Source organism: Arthrobacter sp. 01T419 (genome assembly GCF_056398865.1).
Genome location: NZ_JBFTQF010000001.1, coordinates 460,140 through 477,138, shown reverse-complemented (window position 1 = coordinate 477,138; position 16,999 = coordinate 460,140). Strand labels below are relative to the sequence as shown.

Here is a 16,999-nt window from a genome sequence, read left to right as displayed (position 1 = left end):
GTGGGTGAACAGTTATCCACAATCGGCTCAAATTGACTTGGTCCCTAGTTGTTATCTCGCCTAGCTTTAACATTGTTGGTGGTTCCGTGGCGCCTAGGCGCATCTTGTTTTGGGGGAAAGATGGATGCTTTGCGCATCGTTGAGGATGAAGTCCGCGAGCTAATTCGACGGCGTGGACTCGACCCTCTGAGCCAAGCAGTCGAGGTCCACCGGCTCGTAGAGGCGGCTGTGAGTGACTACGACGAGCGGGCCCTTCTCGGCCCGTTGCCTCCCTTGGGACATCTGGAAACTGCTCGCAAGTACGTGTTTGACGCTGTTGCGGGATTCGGACCGCTCCAGCCATTTCTGGATGACCCCACGATTGAAGAGATCTGGCTCAATGCCCCTAGCGAGATCTACGTTGCCCGGAACGGCGAATCCGAACTCACCTCGGCTAGCCTCAGCGCGCAACAGGTCCGCGACCTCGTGGAGCGGATGCTTAAGAGTTCGGGTCGCCGGCTGGACCTCTCATCACCGTTTGTAGACGCAGCCCTGCCCGATGGCTCGCGTCTCCACGTCGTCATTCCCGATGTCACCCGCCGGTACTGGGCTGTGAACATCCGCAAGTTCGTGGTCAAGGCGAGCCGGCTTGAACATCTGGTGGAACTGGGCACGTTGACGCCCCAATCAGCCCGATTCCTGGGAGCTGCGGTGGCCAGTGGGCTGAACATCCTCGTTTCGGGAGCCACCCAGGCTGGAAAGACAACCATGCTCAATTGCCTCGCGGCCAACATCGGCTCCAGGGAACGAGTTATTACAGTCGAAGAGATCTTTGAGCTCCAGCTCCCGCTACGTGACGTTGTTGGCCTGCAGTGCCGCCAGCCGAACCTGGAGGGGCAGGGCGAAATTCCCCTGCGCCGACTCGTCAAAGAGGCTCTGCGCATGCGTCCGGACCGTCTCGTGGTGGGCGAGGTCCGCGAAGCCGAAAGCCTGGACATGCTGATCGCTTTGAATTCGGGCTTGCCTGGCATGTGTACTGTCCACGCCAACTCTGCCCACGACGCCGTGACCAAAATTTGCACGTTGCCGCTTTTGGCCGGTGAGAACATTTCGAGCGCGTTCGTTGTTCCAACGGTGGCATCGTGCATCGACCTCGTAGTCCATTGCAGCCGCCATGCGGATGGGAGCCGGCAAGTCACAGAAGTTCTTTCGCTGGGTCGACGCGTGGAGAACGGCATCATTGAGTCGTCCACGGTATTCGCGATGCAGGATGGTCGGCTTCAACCCAAATCACATTCCATGCCCGCTGCGGAGAAATTCGCCCGTGCGGGCTTTGACGTTGCCACGCTCCTGGAGCACTACTGATGGCGCCGCTGCTGGGTGTTCTATGTGGCTTGGGTGTGTTTCTCATCTGGTGGTCCGCCTGGGAGCAACCCCCGATTGCCTTCAAGCAGTCCGGACCGAAACGTCTTGAGACCTTACTCCTCACCGCTGGAATCGAGAAAGTGAGCGGCAGGGGATTCATCGCGTCATGTGTGGGATTGGGTCTTTTCACCGTGTTGGTGATCTTCATCATTACAGCCTCCCTTTCGATCGCGGCGTGCTTTGGCCTGTTCGGTGCGTGGCTTCCTTTGGCCATTGTCGGCTGGCGCGCGCGCAGGCGGACAGCCATGCTGCGGGAGCTGTGGCCGGACGTGGTGGACCATCTGCGCTCGGCAATCCGGGCGGGACTTTCGCTACCCGAGGCCCTCGTTCAGCTCGGTGGCAAGGGCCCCGAGGAACTGCGGGACCTCTTCCGGGAGTTCGGTGCGGATTACCGTTCCGGCGGCCATTTCGATTCAGCGCTGAACAAGCTAAAGGAGCGCCTTGCCGATCCTGTTGCCGACCGGATCATCGAGGCGCTCAGATTGACCCGAGAAGTGGGCGGATCCGATCTCGGCCGACTTCTGGGAACTCTCGCCGAGTTCCTTCGTGAGAGCGCCAGGACCCGAAGCGAGCTTGAAGCACGCCAATCATGGACCATCAATGGAGCGCGATTGGCGGTTGCCGCTCCTTGGATCGTCCTGATGCTGCTGGCCAGCAGGCCGGAAGCTGTTGCTGCTTACAATTCCGTGGCAGGAATCAGCGTGCTCGGAGTGGGGCTTTTGGTCTCGGGGATCTGCTACTGGGGCATGCTTCGCATCGGAGCCCTTCCCGAGGACGAAAGAGTGCTCCGATGACTGCACTGACTGCTATGACCGTATTTTGCGGTCTTGCCCTGGGAGCAGGGTTGTGGCTCATCTTCGTTCGCATGCCATTCATGCGATCCATTCCCTTCTCGGAACGCATTGAACCGCAGCTCAAGTCCCAAAACCTTGAATCCCGACTACTTGCCTCAACCCCTGACAGCGCGCCGTTCGGCCCTTTGGAACGCATTCTGCGGCCTTTGTTTCGCGACACCGTGCACTACGTGGCGCGGTTCAACTTGGGTAATACCGCGCTCAACAAGAGGTTGGCGAAGGCTGGATCAGGAAAGTCTGCGCTGGATTTTCGGGCAGAGCAACTGCTGTGGGCAGCGGCGGGTCTTGCCATTGGGGTTGTCGCCGTGATCATGGGCGTAACGGCGGGCCGGTTCAGTCCGTTGCCTGCGGTTGTCTTAGTGCTGGGTTGTGCGCTTGGTGGATTCCTCCTCCGCGACTATTTGCTCGTAATGCAGATCAAGAACAGGGAGAGACGAATACTGGCGGAATTCCCCAGCCTTGCCGAACTGATGGCACTCGCTGTGGGCGCGGGGGAGAGCGCTAGCGGCGCCCTCGACCGCGTGTGTCGCACGGCCCACGGCGAATTGGCGAAAGAGTTTGCCTTGGTGTTGGCCGCCACTCGTGCCGGCACGCCTCTGATCGAAGCGTTGCACGAGTTTTCCGGACGAACCGATCTCGGCCCGCTGGTCCGGTTCGTGGATGGAATCGTCGTTGCCGTCGAGCGGGGTACTCCTTTGGCCGATGTGTTGCGAGCCCAGGCCGCAGACGTCCGAGATACAGCCAAACGCGAGTTGATGGAAGCGGCAGGCCGCAAGGAGATCGCGATGATGGTGCCGCTTGTTTTCGGTGTCCTGCCCCTCACTGTGATTTTCGCCGTCTATCCGGGCCTGGCCGCGCTGAACCTTGGCTTCTAATGCGTGATCATCAATGACCTTTTCGCATCCATCACATGGGCATTCGCAGAATGTCCATAAACAAAAGACGCGTGGAAATTCGCAACGGATTCCTGCACACGGAAATGGGGAATAATGAAGAAACTCGAACGCCGCGGCCTGCCCGCATCAGGACTTTTGCTTTTGCTGCTGTGGACTCTCCTGCCGCCCGGATCAGGACCCAAGATGGTCCCAGGTGAGGGCTTGGCCCCCGGGGACGAGCACGCCGAGCGAGGCGACGTACCAGGTTGGGTCATGATAACGCTGATGTCAGCCGCACTCGTAGCGGGCTTGCTTGCGCTCGCGGGTCCGGCTCTTGAAGGGCTCTTCAACCAGGCCATGAGCAAGGTCGGAAAGTAGCCGATGCTATTCCGCAGCAGGGGAGCACAATATGGCGGCGGGGCCGGCGTGTGTCGCTGTGGCGAGCGGGGATCCGCTGTCGTGGATTTTGTCTTGGTCGGTGGGCTCCTGACGGTCTTCTTCCTTGCCATCATTCAACTGACTCTTGTGGTGCACGTGCGCAATACGCTCATAGATGCTGCCTCATCCGGAGCCCGTTACGGCACTCTCGCGGACCGGACGGCAGCAGATGCGCGTGAGCGCACCGCAGACCTGATCGGCACTAGCCTGAATGCAGAATTTGCCCAAGACATCTCGACGTCGGAGGCTAGTTTCCAAGGACTCCGCACTTTGGAGGTGACAGTCCGGGCGCCCTTTCCTGTCATAGGGCTGATCGGATCGGTTCCGGCACTGGAAGTCAGGGGTCATGCCGCGATTTCCGGTTGACCTAGCCCGCGCGGGGCTTGCACGCTTCAGCGAGGCACTCTGCCTGCCACTCCCCGAGGGGCCGGACAGCAACGGCCAAAGGTGCCCCTCTGCGGAATGCCCCTCTGCGGAGTACCCCTCTGCGGAGTGTGACTCTGAGCGCGGGAGCGCAGTGGTCGAGTTCACCCTTTTGTCCCTCCTCCTCATGGTTCCGATTGTCTATTTCATCGTTACCATCGGGCAGGTCCAGGGTGGTTCGTTCGCCGTCGTTGGTGCGGCGGACCAGGCCGCCAAAGTTTACGTGGCGAGGAAAGACACCTCCGAAGGCCGTGTCGCCGCTGAACAGGCTGCGCTGCTAACTCTTGCCGATTATGGGCATTCGGCCCAGCAGGCCACCGTGGACATTGCGTGCGACCGTGACGATTGCTTGTCTGCCGGGACGGCGGTCACGGTTACGGTCAAGCTCAAGGTACCGTTGCCGATGGTGCCCTTCGGCGAGGCTCTGAGCCTGGATGCCGCGCATCTGAAAGCGTCTGCCACGCAAATCGTCGGACGGTTTCGGTGACCGGCGTTTCCCCGAACACGGAGGCGCTGAGGTCCCGCGCAAAGGCGAACGCAAAGGCCCGCCCGGAGGACAACGAAGAAGGCCAAATGATGGTCCTGACCATCGGCTACGTGGCGATTGCATTGTTGCTGGCAACGGTCGTTGCCGCGGCTTCCGCGGTCTACATAGAACACAAGAAGCTCCTCTCCATGGCCGACGGAGCTTCGGTGGCGGCGGCGGACAGTTATTCGCTTGGCCAAGTGGTAGGCGGTGCGGAAAAGCCCTCGGCCCTCCTCAGCAACGAGAGGGTTCGCAGCGTTACCGAGACATACCTTAGCCAAAACAGTGCCTATTCGCGGTTCGATCAACTTGCTGTTGGACAGGACACAGGAAGTCCGGACAGTGCCACGGCTGAAGTGGTGCTCAGTGCGGTTGCCCATCCGCCAGTGGTGAGTTTCCTGCTTCCCGAAGGCATTCCAATCGAAGCCCGCTCCACCGCGCGTTCTCGACTGACACGCTAAGGCAAGCCGTCACACGTCGAGGCTCGCACCATGTCAGCCAACGGATGGCGTACTCTGGAACAACCATGGCTGAGATTGACTTTCCCGCAGAAATCCGCGCGCTTCGCTCCACCTACCGCTCCATCGAACAGGTTTCCGACGTTGAGAAGCTTAAGGAAGAGATCGCAGAACTGAGCGAGCAAGCTGGTGAGCCGAACCTCTGGGACGATCCTTCCTCGGCGCAGGTGATTACGTCCAAGTTGTCCCACCGGCAGTCGGAGCTTGAGCGGTTGAACAGGCTCGCTGACCGCATCGACGATCTCGAAGTCCTTGTCGAGCTCGGCCAGGATGAGGACGATGACGCGTCCATGGTCGAGGCCGCCACGGAACTCGAGTCGGTCCGCAAGGCCCTCAAGGAACTTGAAGTGGTTACCCTGCTCTCGGGTGAATACGACGAACGCGAAGCCGTGGTCACTATCCGTGCGGGCGCAGGCGGCGTTGATGCGGCAGATTTCGCCGAGATGCTCATGCGGATGTACCTGCGTTGGGCGGAACGTCATGGCTACCCGACCACCGTCATGGACACCTCGTATGCGGAAGAAGCGGGCCTCAAATCAGCCACTTTCGAGGTCAAGGCGCCTTACGCCTTCGGTACCCTCAGCGTGGAAGCCGGAACGCATCGGCTTGTCCGCATCAGCCCCTTCGACAACCAAGGCCGCAGGCAAACGTCTTTCGCCGCAGTCGAAGTTATCCCGCTCATTGAGCAGACCGACTCGATTGACATCCCGGACAACGAGATCCGCGTGGATGTCTTCCGTTCGTCCGGTCCTGGGGGACAATCCGTCAACACTACGGACTCCGCTGTGCGCCTGACCCACATTCCCACCGGGATTGTGGTGTCCATGCAGAACGAGAAGTCGCAACTGCAGAACCGCGCTGCCGCCATGCGCGTGCTCCAATCGCGACTCCTCTTGCTGAAGAAGGAGCAGGAGGATGCTGAGAAGAAGGCGTTCGCTGGGGATGTGAAGGCTTCGTGGGGCGACCAGATGCGTTCCTACGTGCTCAATCCATACCAGATGGTCAAGGACCTGCGCACTGAATACGAAGTGGGCAACACATCAGCGGTGCTCGACGGCGACATCGACGATTTCATCGACGCCGGTATCCGCTGGCGCACCGGCAACCGCAACGCCGCGGACTAGGCACCGACCGCCCGATTGGGCGACACACCCTACCAAGCCTGCAATTCCGTAGCGGAGCGTGCGTATAGTCGAAGAGCCGGCGCTCAACTTCCCCCATCGAAAGCCCGTGCGCTGGCGGTTGGACTAGCTGAACGTGGCATGTCTGGCGGGGTTCTGAAGAGTCATGATCCGATTTGAGAATGTCACCAAGGTCTACGACCCCAATGCCCGTCCGGCGCTGGACGCCGTCAACCTTGAGATTGACCGTGGAGAATTCACCTTCCTCGTCGGGGCCTCAGGCTCCGGCAAGTCGACGTTTCTACGACTCATTCTGAAGGAAGACCGGGCAACATCCGGTTCGGTCTACGTCGCCGGCCAAAACGTGGCCAACATTTCAAGCTGGCGCGTCCCTAAGCTTCGCCGCGGCATCGGCGTCGTTTTCCAGGATTTCCGTTTGTTGCCGCAGAAGAACGTTTTCGCAAACGTTGCCTTCGCCATGCAGGTGATCGGCAAGAGCCGGAGCATCATCCGGGAGACCGTTCCGGAAGTACTGAAAACTGTTGGGCTTGAGGGCAAGGAACGCCGCATGCCGCATGAGCTCTCCGGTGGTGAGCAGCAGCGCGTGGCGATCGCCCGCGCCGTCGTCAATCGGCCCGGCATCCTCCTGGCGGACGAGCCGACCGGAAACCTGGACCCCATCACCTCCATGGGCATCATGGGCGTGCTCGACAAGATCAATCAAAACGGCACCACGGTGGTCATGGCCACCCACGACGACGACATTGTGAACGAGATGCGCAAGCGCGTGGTGGAGCTCCGGAACGGTGTGGTGGTTCGCGATGAAGCCAAGGCGCTCTACACCTCGATGATCCCCGTGGTGGGGGAGTCCCGCCGCCTAAAGGATGCAAGCGGTGCCGAACTCGACCGTGCCCAGGGGGGTCAGCAGTGAGGCTCGCGTTTATCCTGGGTGAGATCGGCAGCGGTCTGCGCCGAAACCTGTCTATGGTGATTTCCGTCGTGCTGGTGACCTTTGTGTCCCTCACCTTCGTCGGGGCGGCCGGCATGCTGCAGATGCAGATCAACCAGATGAAGGGTTACTGGTACGACAAAGTCCAGGTTGCCATTTTCCTCTGCAATGACTCTTCGACGGCCACGGGCTGCGCTTCGGGTGCGGTGACCAAAGAGCAGCGGGACAACTTGGCCAAGATGCTCGAATCTCCGGCAGTGAAGCCGTACATCAATGACTACCAATTTGAGTCCCAGGCCGAGGCGTTCAAGCACTTCAAGGAACAGTTCTCCAACTCTCCGATTGTTGACTCGGTGACCCAGGATCAGCTTCCGGCGTCGTTCCGAATCAACATGAAAAACCCCGAGAAGTACCAGATCATCAGCGAGACATTCTCCTCCCAGGCCGGAGTGGAGACCGTCAGCGACCAGCGTCAGGTCCTCGAAAGGATCTTTGAGTGGATGAACGGCGCATCCGTGGCGGCGATGGTGGTCGCAGGGGTCATGATCTTTTGCGCGGTCCTGCTCATCACCACAACCATCAGGCTGTCCGCTTTCAGCAGGCGACGGGAGACCGGCATCATGCGCCTCGTTGGGGCATCGAAGACCATCATCCAACTGCCGTTCATTCTCGAAGGCGTCATTGCCGCCGTCGTTGGAGCCGTGCTAGCCTCGGGGACACTGTGGCTGGTGGCCCAATTCTGGCTCAACGGAGACTTGTCGAAACAGTTCCTGAATACTCCATTTATTTCCTCGACCCAGGTACTCGTGATAGCGCCGGTCCTGATAGCGTTGGGCGGCGGCTTGGCCGGGATATCTTCCCTCCTCACCCTTCGCCGATACCTCAAGGTGTAGCAATGAATCGCAGTGATCCCCAGCGAACAGGACGGTCGATGAACCGCAAGTACCAGGCTTCCCTGCGGCTACGCATGGTGAGCGGACGTGCCAAGGTTGCCGGTTCTGTGCTGGCCATTGCACTGGCTGCGAGTTTGGGCACCGCGCCTTTGGCGCGCGCCGATGACCTCGATGACCAGCAGGCCGCCCTCAACGCGGAATCGGCTCGGGTTCAACAGTCGCTGGAATTTGTTGACGCTAACATCGCGAAAGCGGCTGGTGACCTCGTGGTCTACCAAGGCAGGCTCCCCGGAGCGCAACAGGCACTCCTCGAAGCGCAGGGCAGGGTCGCTTCGGCCGTCAAGGAAGCCGATGCACTCGCCGCCCGGGTGGATTTGGCGCAGCAGAGCAAAGCCCAGATCACGGCGCAGCTGGAGAACGACAAGCAAAAGATCACTGACACCAAAAAGCTCATCGGCCAGATCGCGGCTCAAGCGTACAAATCCGGAGGTGTTCCCACGAACGTTGCTCTGCTGTTCGGATCGAACGACGGCGGCAACCTCACCGAAACCATGGACCTCGCCAACCAGGCGATGCGCAGCCAGAACGCCGCTATGACAAAATTGACGCAGCAGAGCGCCACGAACGTGAACTCCCAGGCCCGGCTCGCCGCCGTGGAACAGGAAATCCGGGATCTCAAGGCGAAAGCAGATGCCGCACTCGAGCGTGAAAGGGCAGCCCGTGATGATGCCGCTGCCAAGAAGGCGGAGGTGGACAAGCTCATTGCCGATACCACCCGCCTCAACAGCCAGCTTCAAGCAGCCAAGCCCGGGATCCAAGCCCAGCTCCAACAAGTGAAGGCGATGCAGGACTCCGTCGCTGCAGAAATCTCGGAGCGGGATCGCAAGCTGCGTGAAGCATGGTTGGCCGAACAACAGCGACTGGCCGCAGCTGCGGCGGCTGCCGCGCAGGCCCAGGGCCAGGCCCCGCAGCCCTACGTCCCACCAGCGAGCAATCCACGCTCGAACTTCGGCCTGATCCACCCGGTACCCGGGAATATTCCCATCACCTCGGGGTTCGGTTGGCGCGCGACGCCGCCTGGAACCATCGATTTCTACGGCCAGGGCGGCTACATGCACACCGGCATCGACTTCGGTGCGCCTTGCGGCACCCCCGTGTATGCGGCCGCGGCTGGCACGGTCTTTTCGGCCGGCTGGGGGAACGACGGCGGTGGCAACCGGGTCAAGATCTCGCACGGGGTCATCAATGGCGACTCCCTGACCACCATTTACTACCACAACACCAGCGTGGTGGTTTCTTCCGGGCAGCAGGTGAGCCAAGGCCAGCTCATCGCTTACTCGGGTACGACGGGTAACTCCACTGGTTGCCACGTGCATTTTGAAACTTGGGTAAATGGTCAGGCTGTAGATCCCATGAACCTTCTATAGCCCACGCGGCAGGCTTCCGCTGGCGTAGACTAGTGTGATTCTTCGACAACCAAGGAGTTCTACCGTGCCCAAGGACAGTGGCCGTAAGGTAGTGGCCACCAATCGCAAGGCCCGGCACGACTACCACATATTGGATACCTATGAGGCAGGAATTGCCCTCATGGGAACAGAGGTAAAGTCCTTGCGTGAGGGTCATGCCTCCATGGTCGATGGCTTTTGTACCTTCTACAACGACGAGTTGTGGATGGAAGGCATCCACATCCCTGAGTACAACCAAGGGAGCTGGACCAACCATGCCGCCCGCCGGCGTCGTAAGCTGCTGCTTCACCGTGAGGAACTCAACAAGATTTCCGGCAAGATCCGCGAAACGGGCTTGACGGTAGTACCGCTCCAGCTGTATTTCCTAGATGGACGCGCCAAAGTCGAGATCGCTCTGGCTCGAGGCAAGAAGGACTACGACAAGCGACAGACCTTGCGTGAGCAGCAGGACAAGCGCGAATCGCTGCGCGAACTGCGCGAGCGAAACCGCCGTTAGTTCAGTAAGGATCCATCAGCGGGTACGGTAGGGCGTGTCCCGGAATGTTCCGGTGCCGCTGTGCGTTATGATGGTTAACCCGGCAGGAAGTGTTGCGTGGTTGCTCTTGGGCAATCGTGATCCTGCAGGGATTGATAACAAAATACGGGGATGATCGGTTTCGACGATGTTAGTCGCGACAGGTGAAGCGGGCCGAGGATGCAGAATTATCTCGTAAACGCTGTCTGCAAACCAATAAGTGCCAATTCTAAGCGCACTGACTTCGCTCTTGCTGCCTAAGCAGTAAGACAGTCCGTCAGCCCGAGGTTGCTATTGCCCCGGATCCTGGCGTCATTTAGATAGCCACTGCTGTTTGCCTTCGTCATCGAGGCAAACGGGACTCTTAGATGACTGGGCCCGGATCAGCTACTTGTTCGCAGGATAGCTGGGGCCGAGAAAATCCGACGCGAACTGCGCCCGGAGAAGCCCTGACAACACGACATCGGACGGGGGTTCAATTCCCCCCATCTCCACTTTTTGTGATGAGTCGAGACATCCTTCACGGATGAGTCGGGTCATCGGTTACACCCCGGTCTTCGGACCGGGGTGTTTTTCTTTGTCTGGCCTGGTAGTCGCGCCGACTCGCTGCCTGTTTTCGGTGGTCTTAGGATTCCGGATGCTGAGGCCCCGGTTCGTCGCCCGCCTCGTCGATGTCCTGGGGGTTTCCAGTGTCCTGGTCGCGATCTTCGGCAACGCGTTTGCGATCGATCAGCGTCCGTCGCTGGCGTCCAAAGACCATCACGGCCGCTACTACGGCTGCTCCAACAAGCACCATCACAACCCAGATCCATTGTTGCCCGTCCAAGTTCGCCCCCAATCCCAGCACCTCGGTTAAGCCCGGCATTGCTACGAAAGGCCCGTGCCCCGGCGGCCTAGTCCGGGAGGCGGACCGAGTACGGAGTCAGTCCTTGTGCCTACTTAGGCGATGCACCGATCGTGGTTCTTGAACAGTGGGCAGTCCATCCACCCATCCACCTTGTATTTGTCCTTGAATGTGGGCGCTAGCAAGCTGGGTCAGAATCAGCCTCAACGTCATCATGATTTGCCCCAATTCCTGATGGTTGCGGATGCCGCCTTTCGCTCTGGACCCATCCGCAGTCTGGACTCAGTCGCGAAAATCATGCCCATCGGTCGTGGCATGGACGCTAGGCGCCAGAGTAGAAGTGCGGATAGCTGCTGTCGCGAGTGGTCAATACTTGTTTTTGGGATTTCCTACGCGTCACCCGTAGCGACGCCGCCGTCGCGGTTGTTAACCAGTTTGGGCGTTGCGAAGGCGCCCGGCCGGTGCTCAATTCCGAGAATGCCCGAAGGCGGCATGTCAGGAAACGGTGCTCCGGCGGAGTTCGCTCTTGCGGATCTTTCCGCTGGCCGTTCGCGGCATGTCGTCCACGAACACCACGGTCTTCGGGATCTTGTAGCGCGCCAGTTTGCCGGCTAGGTGTTCTTTGAGTTCGTCCTCGGTCAATAAGGCTCCTTCGCGGAGGACCACCACGGCGCGTGGCACCTCTCCCCACTTCTCATCCGGCACGCCGATGACTGCCACGCTGCCCACGGCGTCGAGTTCACTGATCGCTTGTTCCACCTCGGCGGGATAGATGTTCTCGCCGCCCGAGATGATCATGTCCTTGAGCCTGTCCGAAACGAAGACGAATCCGTCAGCGTCCTTATAACCCATGTCTCCGGACTTGAACCAGCCGCCGTCTTCATAGGATTCAGCCGTTGCCTCGGGCCGCCCCCAGTATTCGTGGATGACGTTGGGGCCTTTGATCTGGATTTCCCCGACTGTGCCCTGCCCGGCAATCCCCCCTGCGACGTCGGCGATCCGGACGTCGCTGAAGAAGTGCGGGAGCCCCGACGAGCCCGCCTTGTCCCGGGACCTGGCGGCGGGCAACGTGGTGGCGCCCGGCGCCGTCTCGGTCATTCCGTAGCCGTTAGAGAAGCGCAGTCCGCGTGCCTCGTACGCTTCCAGGACGCGCATCGGAACTGCCGATCCGCCGCAGGTCAGCTTGTTGAGGGAGCTAAGGTCCGACGTCGGCCAGGCCGGATGCTCGCAGAGCATCTGGTAGGTGGTGGGCACTCCGCTGATCGTGGTGACTTGGTGCTGCTCGATGAGTTCCAGGGTGTGTTGGGGATCGAACCTGGATTCCAGGACGACGGTTCCGCCCTTGAGGAACGTAGGCAACACTCCCATATCGAGTGAGGCGACGTGGAACATCGGCGAGATCATCAGGGCCACGTCGGCGGAGGAGAAATCGAAGTCGACGATCACGTTGATGCAGTTCCACGTAATGTTGCCGTGGGTCAGCAGCGCCCCCTTCGGTCGACCGGTGGTGCCGGAGGTGTAGAGGATCATGGCCCCGTCGTCGAGCCCTACTTCTTCGTCCAGATGCTGCGGCGCCCCCGAGGCGACGACGTCCTCATAGTCTTCCGGCGCCGTCCTGCTCCCGCGTCCGCTGTCGCCGGAAGCGGCGGTACCCTCGCCCGGGAAGGAGTCGCCGACGACGACGCGCCGGCTCACGCGGGTGCCTTCCGCGCCGCTGGCCGCAAGGCCGTTGAGGCTCGCCGAGTGGATCAGCGCAACGGCACCGCAGTCCGCAAGCTGGAAGGTGATTTCCGGCGGCGCCAATCGCGTGTTGAGGGGTACGAAGATCGCCCCGAGCTGCCCACAAGCAAAAAGCGTTTCCAGGAAGGCAGGATGGTTTTCACCGAGATAGGCCACCCTGTCGCCCTTGGCAACACCCCCGGATTTGAGGGCGTTGGCTAGCCTGTCCGATCGTTCCGCAAATTCCTCATAGCTGAGTTGGCGGTCTCCGGAGACCAGCGCAATCTTGCTGCCGGACTTCGGGCGGCGACGCTGCAGCCACGAACCGATGCCAAAATTCTCCATGACGGTCCTTTCTTATTCCCAAGCTAGACCTTTCCCGGCCTCACGGCCGGACGGCCTGCAAATCGTTGTTCTTCGATTCCCGGGTCAACAGGATGAAGATGATGGAGACCACGGACATCGCAGCCAGATAAAAGACCACCGAGCCCGTATTCTGGCCCGAGTCCTTGAAGATCTGGGCCACGATCCCCGGCGTGAATCCCGCGCCGAGGAGCGTGGCGAGCTGGTAACCGAGCGAGGCTCCCGTATAGCGGGACGTGGTGCCGAACTGCTCGGACACGAATGCCGCCAGCGGCCCGAAAAGGGTTGAGTGGATCATCAGGCCCACGGTGAAAGCGACGAATATCAGGAAGACGTTGTTCGAGGACAACAGCTGGAACATCGGAACCAGATAAGCGATGAAGAGCACGAGTCCACCGATCATTACCGGCCTCCGGCCCAGCTTGTCCGAGAGCCTGCCGCCAAGGATCACGAAGGCTATGGAAATGAAAGAAGCACCGGCGAAGGCGTACAGCACTCCTTGGCGGTCGGCGCCCTTGGAGACGGCGAAGGTGACCGCGAACGTTGCCAGCACCACTTGGAGGGCAAAGCCGGCGGCCCCGGCCAGCATGGTGAAGATGAGGGTCTTGGGCCGGCGGAGCACCTGAAGGATCGGGATGACGGGCCTCGCGGCGCGGTTGTCCGCGTTCCGGGCCGCCCGTTCCTGTTCGATGGCGGCTTTGAAGATCGGGCTCTCCGAAACCTTGAGCCGGACGAACATGCCCACTGCCAGCAAGGCGAACGAGAGCAGGAAGGGAACGCGCCAGCCCCAGACAAGGAACTGGGAGTTTGGCAGGGCCGAAAAGACGCCCATGATGAGGGTTCCCAGCACGGCGCCTGACGGGGCTCCGGCATTCACGAACGAGGCCGCGAAGCCGCGCTTCCCAGACTCGGAATGCTCCAACGCCATCAAGGCGGCTCCACCCCACTCACCGCCCACGGCAATCCCTTGGAATACCCGGAGCACAACAAGTAAGACGGCACCCCACGGTCCGGCCACCGAGGCATCAGGGACCAACCCGATCAGCGCAGATGCCAGGCCCATGACTAGCATGGAGACGATGAGCATGCCCTTTCGTCCCAGCTTGTCGCCGAAGTGCCCGAAGATGACGCCACCCAACGGACGGGCCACGTATCCTGCGGCAAAGGTTCCATAGGCTGCCACCACTCCCACCCAGTCGTCCATTCCCGAGAAGAAGACCTTCGGGAAGACCACGGCTGCGGCTGTGGCATAGAGCAGGAAGTCGTAGTACTCGATGGTGCTGCCCAGGTAGCTGGAAGCAATGACGGTGCGTGCTTCCTTGCGCCGCGTGGCCGCGTCCATGGATTGAAGCTGCGATATTTGGGACATCGTTGTTCCTTAAGGCAGAGGGGTGGGGGCGTTAGAAGTAGCGGGCTACCTGTAGAAGCGGGCGAGGAATTCGGCCACGACTGCCGGGCGTTCCTGGCCTTCGATTTCGATAGTGTTGGCCACCTTGATCTGGGCGCCGCCCTTGACTTCGGAGACTTCCGCGATGGTGGCTTGCATACGGATGCGCGCGCCCACTTTGACCGGGGACGTGAAGCGGACCTTGTCCAAGCCGTAGTTCACTTTGGTGGTGACACCTTCGACGTCGAACAGCTCGCCCCAGAACGGGATGACGAGCGAGAGCGTGAGGAAGCCGTGGGCGATCGGGGCGCCGAACGGGCCGTCCTTGGCGCGTTCCGGATCGACATGGATCCACTGGTCATCCCCGGTGGCGTCCGCGAACTTGTTGATCTGTTCCTGGGTGATTTCGCGGTATTCGGTGACACCGAGATCGGTTCCGGCAAGGGTGAGCAGTTTGTCGAAGTCGACGACGAGATTGGGCATTGTTGCCTCCTGTGGTGGTTAGGTTGTGGAAGAACTACGACGGCGTGACTCGCTTTGCGGGGGCGGCCTGCCATCGTGCCGAGCTGGCGGACTTCGAGCGCAACTAGCGCGCGAAGGCGCTCTCGCCCGTAAGTGCGCGCCCAACGATCAGGGCGTTGATTTCGTGTGTTCCTTCGTAGGAGTAGACGGCTTCGGCGTCGGCGTGGAACCGGGCAACATCACTCTCGAGCGTGATTCCATTGCCGCCTGCCAGCTCGCGCGCCAGGGCGACTGTTTCCCGCATAGCCAGGCAGCTTTGCATCTTGGCGAGCGCGGAGTCCTGGTCGCGGTAGATCCCGCGGGCCTGCTGTTCGGTCAGCCTGACCACGAGGGACATGCTTGCCGTGAGGTTGCCAAGCATGCGGGCCAGCTTCTCCTGCACCAGCTGGAAAGAACCCAGCGGGCGGCCGAACTGCCGGCGCTCGCGGACGTAGCGGAGGCCTGCTTCGAAGGCGCCGGCCTGGATGCCGGTGGCGATCCAAGCTACATCGGAGCGCATCGCGCGGAGCATCACCGCCACATCCTTGAAGGAATTCACCCCGTGCAGACGCATGGATTCAGGGACACGGACGCCGTCGAGTGTGATGTGGGCGTTCTGCATCATCCGCAACGAGGTCTTCCGGTGGATCTTCTCCAGCGTCACTCCGGCGGCCTCGCGGTCCACGAGGAACGCTTTGACTTGACCGTCCGCGACATCCCGGGCGAACACTGCCAGGACATCCGCCGTCGAAGCGCCCCCGATCCAACGTTTGGCACCATTGAGGATCCAGTTGTCGCCGTCGCGGCGGGCAGTTGTAGAGAGTCCGCCGGCAATGTCCGAGCCGGATTCCGGTTCCGTCAGGGAGAAGACGCCCTTGAGCGAGAAGTCGACAACCCGTGGCATCCACTCGGCCTGCTGTTCCGCCGAGGCGCCCACGCGGATAGCGGTGCGGAAGAGGCCGGCTTGTGCCGTGTACCACGTGGCCAGCGAAGCATCCGTGCGGGCGAGTTCGAAGATCCTGAAGCCCTGGTAGATTCCGCGGGCCGGACTGCGCTCTGGCCCGGGGCCCGTGAGTTCGGCCGGTTCCATCAGGTCCAGATCGATGAGTGGCCGGGCCAACTGGGCAGGGAACTCGCCCCGTTCCCAGTAGTCGGCCAACAATGGCTTCGCTTCACGGTCCAGGAAGTCGCGCAAGCGGCCCAGGACCCGGCGCTCGTCCTCGGTGAGGAGGGACTCGGCGTCGTAATAGTCGCAGACGCCGTAGAGGCGCTCCGCCGCTGGCTCCACACGGATCTCCAGGCTCATCTCAGCCGCCCAGCCCGAGCAGGCGCACCGCGTTGTCCTTGAGGATCTTGGGCCTGACCTCGTCCTTGAGCGGGAGGTCGGCGAAAGCGGCCAGCCATTTCTGCGGGGTGATGAGGGGGAAGTCCGTGCCGAACAGGACCTTGTCCTGCAGTACCGAGTTGGACATGCGCACCAGTGACTCCGGGAAGTATTTCGGGGACCAGCCCGAGAGATCGATGAACACGTTGGACTTGTGCGTGGCGATCGAGTTGGCTTCATCCTGCCAGGGGACCGAGGGGTGGGCCATGATGATTTGCAGTCCGGGGAAGTCCGCGGCCACGGCGTCGAGCAGGAGCGGGTTGGAGTAGGCCAGCTTGATGCCGTAGCCGCCGGGAAGACCGGCACCCATGCCGTTCTGGCCTGTGTGGAAAATCGCCGGGAGGCCCAGTTCCTGCAGGGTTTCCCAGAGCGGGTAGTACTGTTCGTTCGAGGGGTCGAAGCCCTGCAGGCTGGGGTGGAACTTGAAGCCGCGGGCACCGAGGTCGATCGCCTGGTGCTTGGCACCCTGTATGGCCTCGGCCCCGGTGCGGGGATCCACGCTGCCGAACGGGATCAGGACGTCGTTGTTCCTCGCGGCTCCCGCGATCAGTTCGGGGATGCTGTTCGGTTCGTGCTTGAGCTGCGTGCGGGCGTCCACAGTGAAGACGACGGCGGCCATGTTCAGTTCGCGGTACACCTCCGCGATCCGGTCCAGCGAAGGCGTGCGGTCCTCGGCCTTGAAGTACTTGGCGGAAGCTTCCGTCAGGGCCGGTGGCAGGGATTCGTGGCCGTGGCCGTCCACTTCGAGGTGGACGTGCATGTCGATCGCGTCAAGTTTTGAGGCGTCGATGCCGAGCTCGTAGCGTTGGGGCGCGGCCAT

At 61.1% G+C, this 16,999-nt stretch carries 18 protein-coding genes and 1 other RNA gene; 14 read left to right on the top strand and 5 right to left on the bottom strand.

Annotation, left to right across the window (positions count from 1 at the left end):
- Positions 1 to 120 precede the first annotated feature (120 nt).
- The 14 genes from AC1DLO_RS02315 (at position 121) to AC1DLO_RS02250 (ending at position 10,837) form a co-directional block, all read left to right on the top strand.
- Positions 121 to 1,344, top strand: coding sequence for a CpaF family protein (locus AC1DLO_RS02315; protein ID WP_476888649.1), 1,224 nt, complete (start codon positions 121 to 123; stop codon positions 1,342 to 1,344).
- Entirely contained in the window at positions 1,344 to 2,198 is an 855-nt protein-coding gene (locus tag AC1DLO_RS02310; RefSeq protein WP_476914388.1) for a type II secretion system F family protein, read from the top strand. The genes AC1DLO_RS02315 and AC1DLO_RS02310 overlap by 1 nt, the downstream gene beginning before the upstream one ends.
- The gene (locus AC1DLO_RS02305; protein ID WP_476888647.1) at positions 2,195 to 3,133 is read left to right on the top strand and encodes a type II secretion system F family protein; all 939 of its coding nucleotides are present in this window, start codon (positions 2,195 to 2,197) and stop codon (positions 3,131 to 3,133) included. Before AC1DLO_RS02310 ends, AC1DLO_RS02305 begins: the two co-directional genes overlap by 4 nt.
- 114 nt (positions 3,134 to 3,247) lie before the next feature.
- Positions 3,248 to 3,511 (top strand): hypothetical protein, encoded by a 264-nt coding sequence (locus AC1DLO_RS02300; RefSeq protein ID WP_184737503.1) that lies wholly within the window; start codon positions 3,248 to 3,250, stop codon positions 3,509 to 3,511.
- A 3-nt stretch (positions 3,512 to 3,514) separates the two neighbouring features.
- Positions 3,515 to 3,937: a TadE family protein gene (locus tag AC1DLO_RS02295; protein ID WP_476888646.1), complete on the top strand. Its 423-nt coding sequence runs from the start codon at positions 3,515 to 3,517 to the stop codon at positions 3,935 to 3,937.
- 151 nt (positions 3,938 to 4,088) lie between these two features.
- The gene (locus tag AC1DLO_RS02290) at positions 4,089 to 4,481 is read left to right on the top strand and encodes a hypothetical protein (protein WP_476888645.1); all 393 of its coding nucleotides are present in this window, start codon (positions 4,089 to 4,091) and stop codon (positions 4,479 to 4,481) included.
- 86 nt (positions 4,482 to 4,567) lie between these two features.
- Positions 4,568 to 4,981: a hypothetical protein gene (locus AC1DLO_RS02285; RefSeq protein WP_476914396.1), complete on the top strand. Its 414-nt coding sequence runs from the start codon at positions 4,568 to 4,570 to the stop codon at positions 4,979 to 4,981.
- Positions 4,982 to 5,046: 65 nt separating this feature from the next.
- Positions 5,047 to 6,162: a peptide chain release factor 2 gene (gene prfB / locus AC1DLO_RS02280; RefSeq protein WP_184737015.1), complete on the top strand. Its 1,116-nt coding sequence runs from the start codon at positions 5,047 to 5,049 to the stop codon at positions 6,160 to 6,162.
- 163 nt (positions 6,163 to 6,325) lie between these two features.
- The gene (ftsE, locus tag AC1DLO_RS02275) at positions 6,326 to 7,090 is read left to right on the top strand and encodes a cell division ATP-binding protein FtsE (RefSeq protein ID WP_184737017.1); all 765 of its coding nucleotides are present in this window, start codon (positions 6,326 to 6,328) and stop codon (positions 7,088 to 7,090) included.
- Positions 7,087 to 8,001 (top strand): permease-like cell division protein FtsX, encoded by a 915-nt coding sequence (ftsX, locus tag AC1DLO_RS02270; RefSeq protein WP_476888643.1) that lies wholly within the window; start codon positions 7,087 to 7,089, stop codon positions 7,999 to 8,001. Before ftsE ends, ftsX begins: the two co-directional genes overlap by 4 nt.
- Before the next feature lie 2 nt (positions 8,002 to 8,003).
- On the top strand, positions 8,004 to 9,428 hold the full coding sequence (locus AC1DLO_RS02265) for a peptidoglycan DD-metalloendopeptidase family protein (RefSeq protein ID WP_476914387.1): 1,425 nt from the start codon (positions 8,004 to 8,006) through the stop codon (positions 9,426 to 9,428).
- Positions 9,429 to 9,492: 64 nt separating this feature from the next.
- On the top strand, positions 9,493 to 9,963 hold the full coding sequence (gene smpB / locus AC1DLO_RS02260) for an SsrA-binding protein SmpB (RefSeq protein ID WP_476888641.1): 471 nt from the start codon (positions 9,493 to 9,495) through the stop codon (positions 9,961 to 9,963).
- 146 nt (positions 9,964 to 10,109) lie between these two features.
- Positions 10,110 to 10,478: a transfer-messenger RNA gene (gene ssrA, locus AC1DLO_RS02255) on the top strand.
- Positions 10,479 to 10,618: 140 nt separating this feature from the next.
- Positions 10,619 to 10,837, top strand: coding sequence for a hypothetical protein (locus AC1DLO_RS02250; protein WP_476888640.1), 219 nt, complete (start codon positions 10,619 to 10,621; stop codon positions 10,835 to 10,837).
- 483 nt (positions 10,838 to 11,320) lie between these two features.
- Here the strand turns inward: AC1DLO_RS02250 and menE are convergent, their stop codons facing one another.
- The 5 genes from menE to AC1DLO_RS02225 form a co-directional block, all read right to left on the bottom strand.
- Complete coding sequence (gene menE / locus AC1DLO_RS02245) at positions 11,321 to 12,889, bottom strand: o-succinylbenzoate--CoA ligase (RefSeq protein ID WP_476888639.1); 1,569 nt, start codon at positions 12,887 to 12,889, stop codon at positions 11,321 to 11,323.
- Between the two features lie 40 nt (positions 12,890 to 12,929).
- A complete protein-coding gene (locus AC1DLO_RS02240) occupies positions 12,930 to 14,276 on the bottom strand; it encodes an MFS transporter (RefSeq protein ID WP_476888638.1) in 1,347 nt (448 codons plus the stop codon).
- Positions 14,277 to 14,321: 45 nt separating this feature from the next.
- Positions 14,322 to 14,777: a MaoC family dehydratase gene (locus AC1DLO_RS02235; protein ID WP_476888637.1), complete on the bottom strand. Its 456-nt coding sequence runs from the start codon at positions 14,775 to 14,777 to the stop codon at positions 14,322 to 14,324.
- Between the two features lie 103 nt (positions 14,778 to 14,880).
- Positions 14,881 to 16,101, bottom strand: a complete 1,221-nt coding sequence (locus tag AC1DLO_RS02230; RefSeq protein ID WP_476888636.1) for an acyl-CoA dehydrogenase family protein — start codon at positions 16,099 to 16,101, stop codon at positions 14,881 to 14,883.
- 1 nt (position 16,102) lies between these two features.
- Positions 16,103 to 16,999 (bottom strand): amidohydrolase family protein, encoded by an 897-nt coding sequence (locus tag AC1DLO_RS02225; RefSeq protein ID WP_476888635.1) that lies wholly within the window; start codon positions 16,997 to 16,999, stop codon positions 16,103 to 16,105.

Coding starts and splice junctions, on each gene's coding strand:
- AC1DLO_RS02315 (WP_476888649.1), top strand. CDS start 121: ATGGATGCTTTGCGCATCGTTGAGGATGAAGTCCGCGAGCTAATTCGA.
- AC1DLO_RS02240 (WP_476888638.1), bottom strand. CDS start 14,276: ATGTCCCAAATATCGCAGCTTCAATCCATGGACGCGGCCACGCGGCGC.
- AC1DLO_RS02225 (WP_476888635.1), bottom strand. CDS start 16,999: ATGGCCGCGCCCCAACGCTACGAGCTCGGCATCGACGCCTCAAAACTT.
- prfB (WP_184737015.1), top strand. CDS start 5,047: ATGGCTGAGATTGACTTTCCCGCAGAAATCCGCGCGCTTCGCTCCACC.
- AC1DLO_RS02285 (WP_476914396.1), top strand. CDS start 4,568: ATGATGGTCCTGACCATCGGCTACGTGGCGATTGCATTGTTGCTGGCA.
- AC1DLO_RS02300 (WP_184737503.1), top strand. CDS start 3,248: ATGAAGAAACTCGAACGCCGCGGCCTGCCCGCATCAGGACTTTTGCTT.
- AC1DLO_RS02250 (WP_476888640.1), top strand. CDS start 10,619: ATGCTGAGGCCCCGGTTCGTCGCCCGCCTCGTCGATGTCCTGGGGGTT.
- AC1DLO_RS02305 (WP_476888647.1), top strand. CDS start 2,195: ATGACTGCACTGACTGCTATGACCGTATTTTGCGGTCTTGCCCTGGGA.
- ftsE (WP_184737017.1), top strand. CDS start 6,326: ATGATCCGATTTGAGAATGTCACCAAGGTCTACGACCCCAATGCCCGT.
- AC1DLO_RS02310 (WP_476914388.1), top strand. CDS start 1,344: ATGGCGCCGCTGCTGGGTGTTCTATGTGGCTTGGGTGTGTTTCTCATC.
- AC1DLO_RS02230 (WP_476888636.1), bottom strand. CDS start 16,101: ATGAGCCTGGAGATCCGTGTGGAGCCAGCGGCGGAGCGCCTCTACGGC.
- AC1DLO_RS02235 (WP_476888637.1), bottom strand. CDS start 14,777: ATGCCCAATCTCGTCGTCGACTTCGACAAACTGCTCACCCTTGCCGGA.
- AC1DLO_RS02295 (WP_476888646.1), top strand. CDS start 3,515: ATGCTATTCCGCAGCAGGGGAGCACAATATGGCGGCGGGGCCGGCGTG.
- menE (WP_476888639.1), bottom strand. CDS start 12,889: ATGGAGAATTTTGGCATCGGTTCGTGGCTGCAGCGTCGCCGCCCGAAG.
- AC1DLO_RS02265 (WP_476914387.1), top strand. CDS start 8,004: ATGAATCGCAGTGATCCCCAGCGAACAGGACGGTCGATGAACCGCAAG.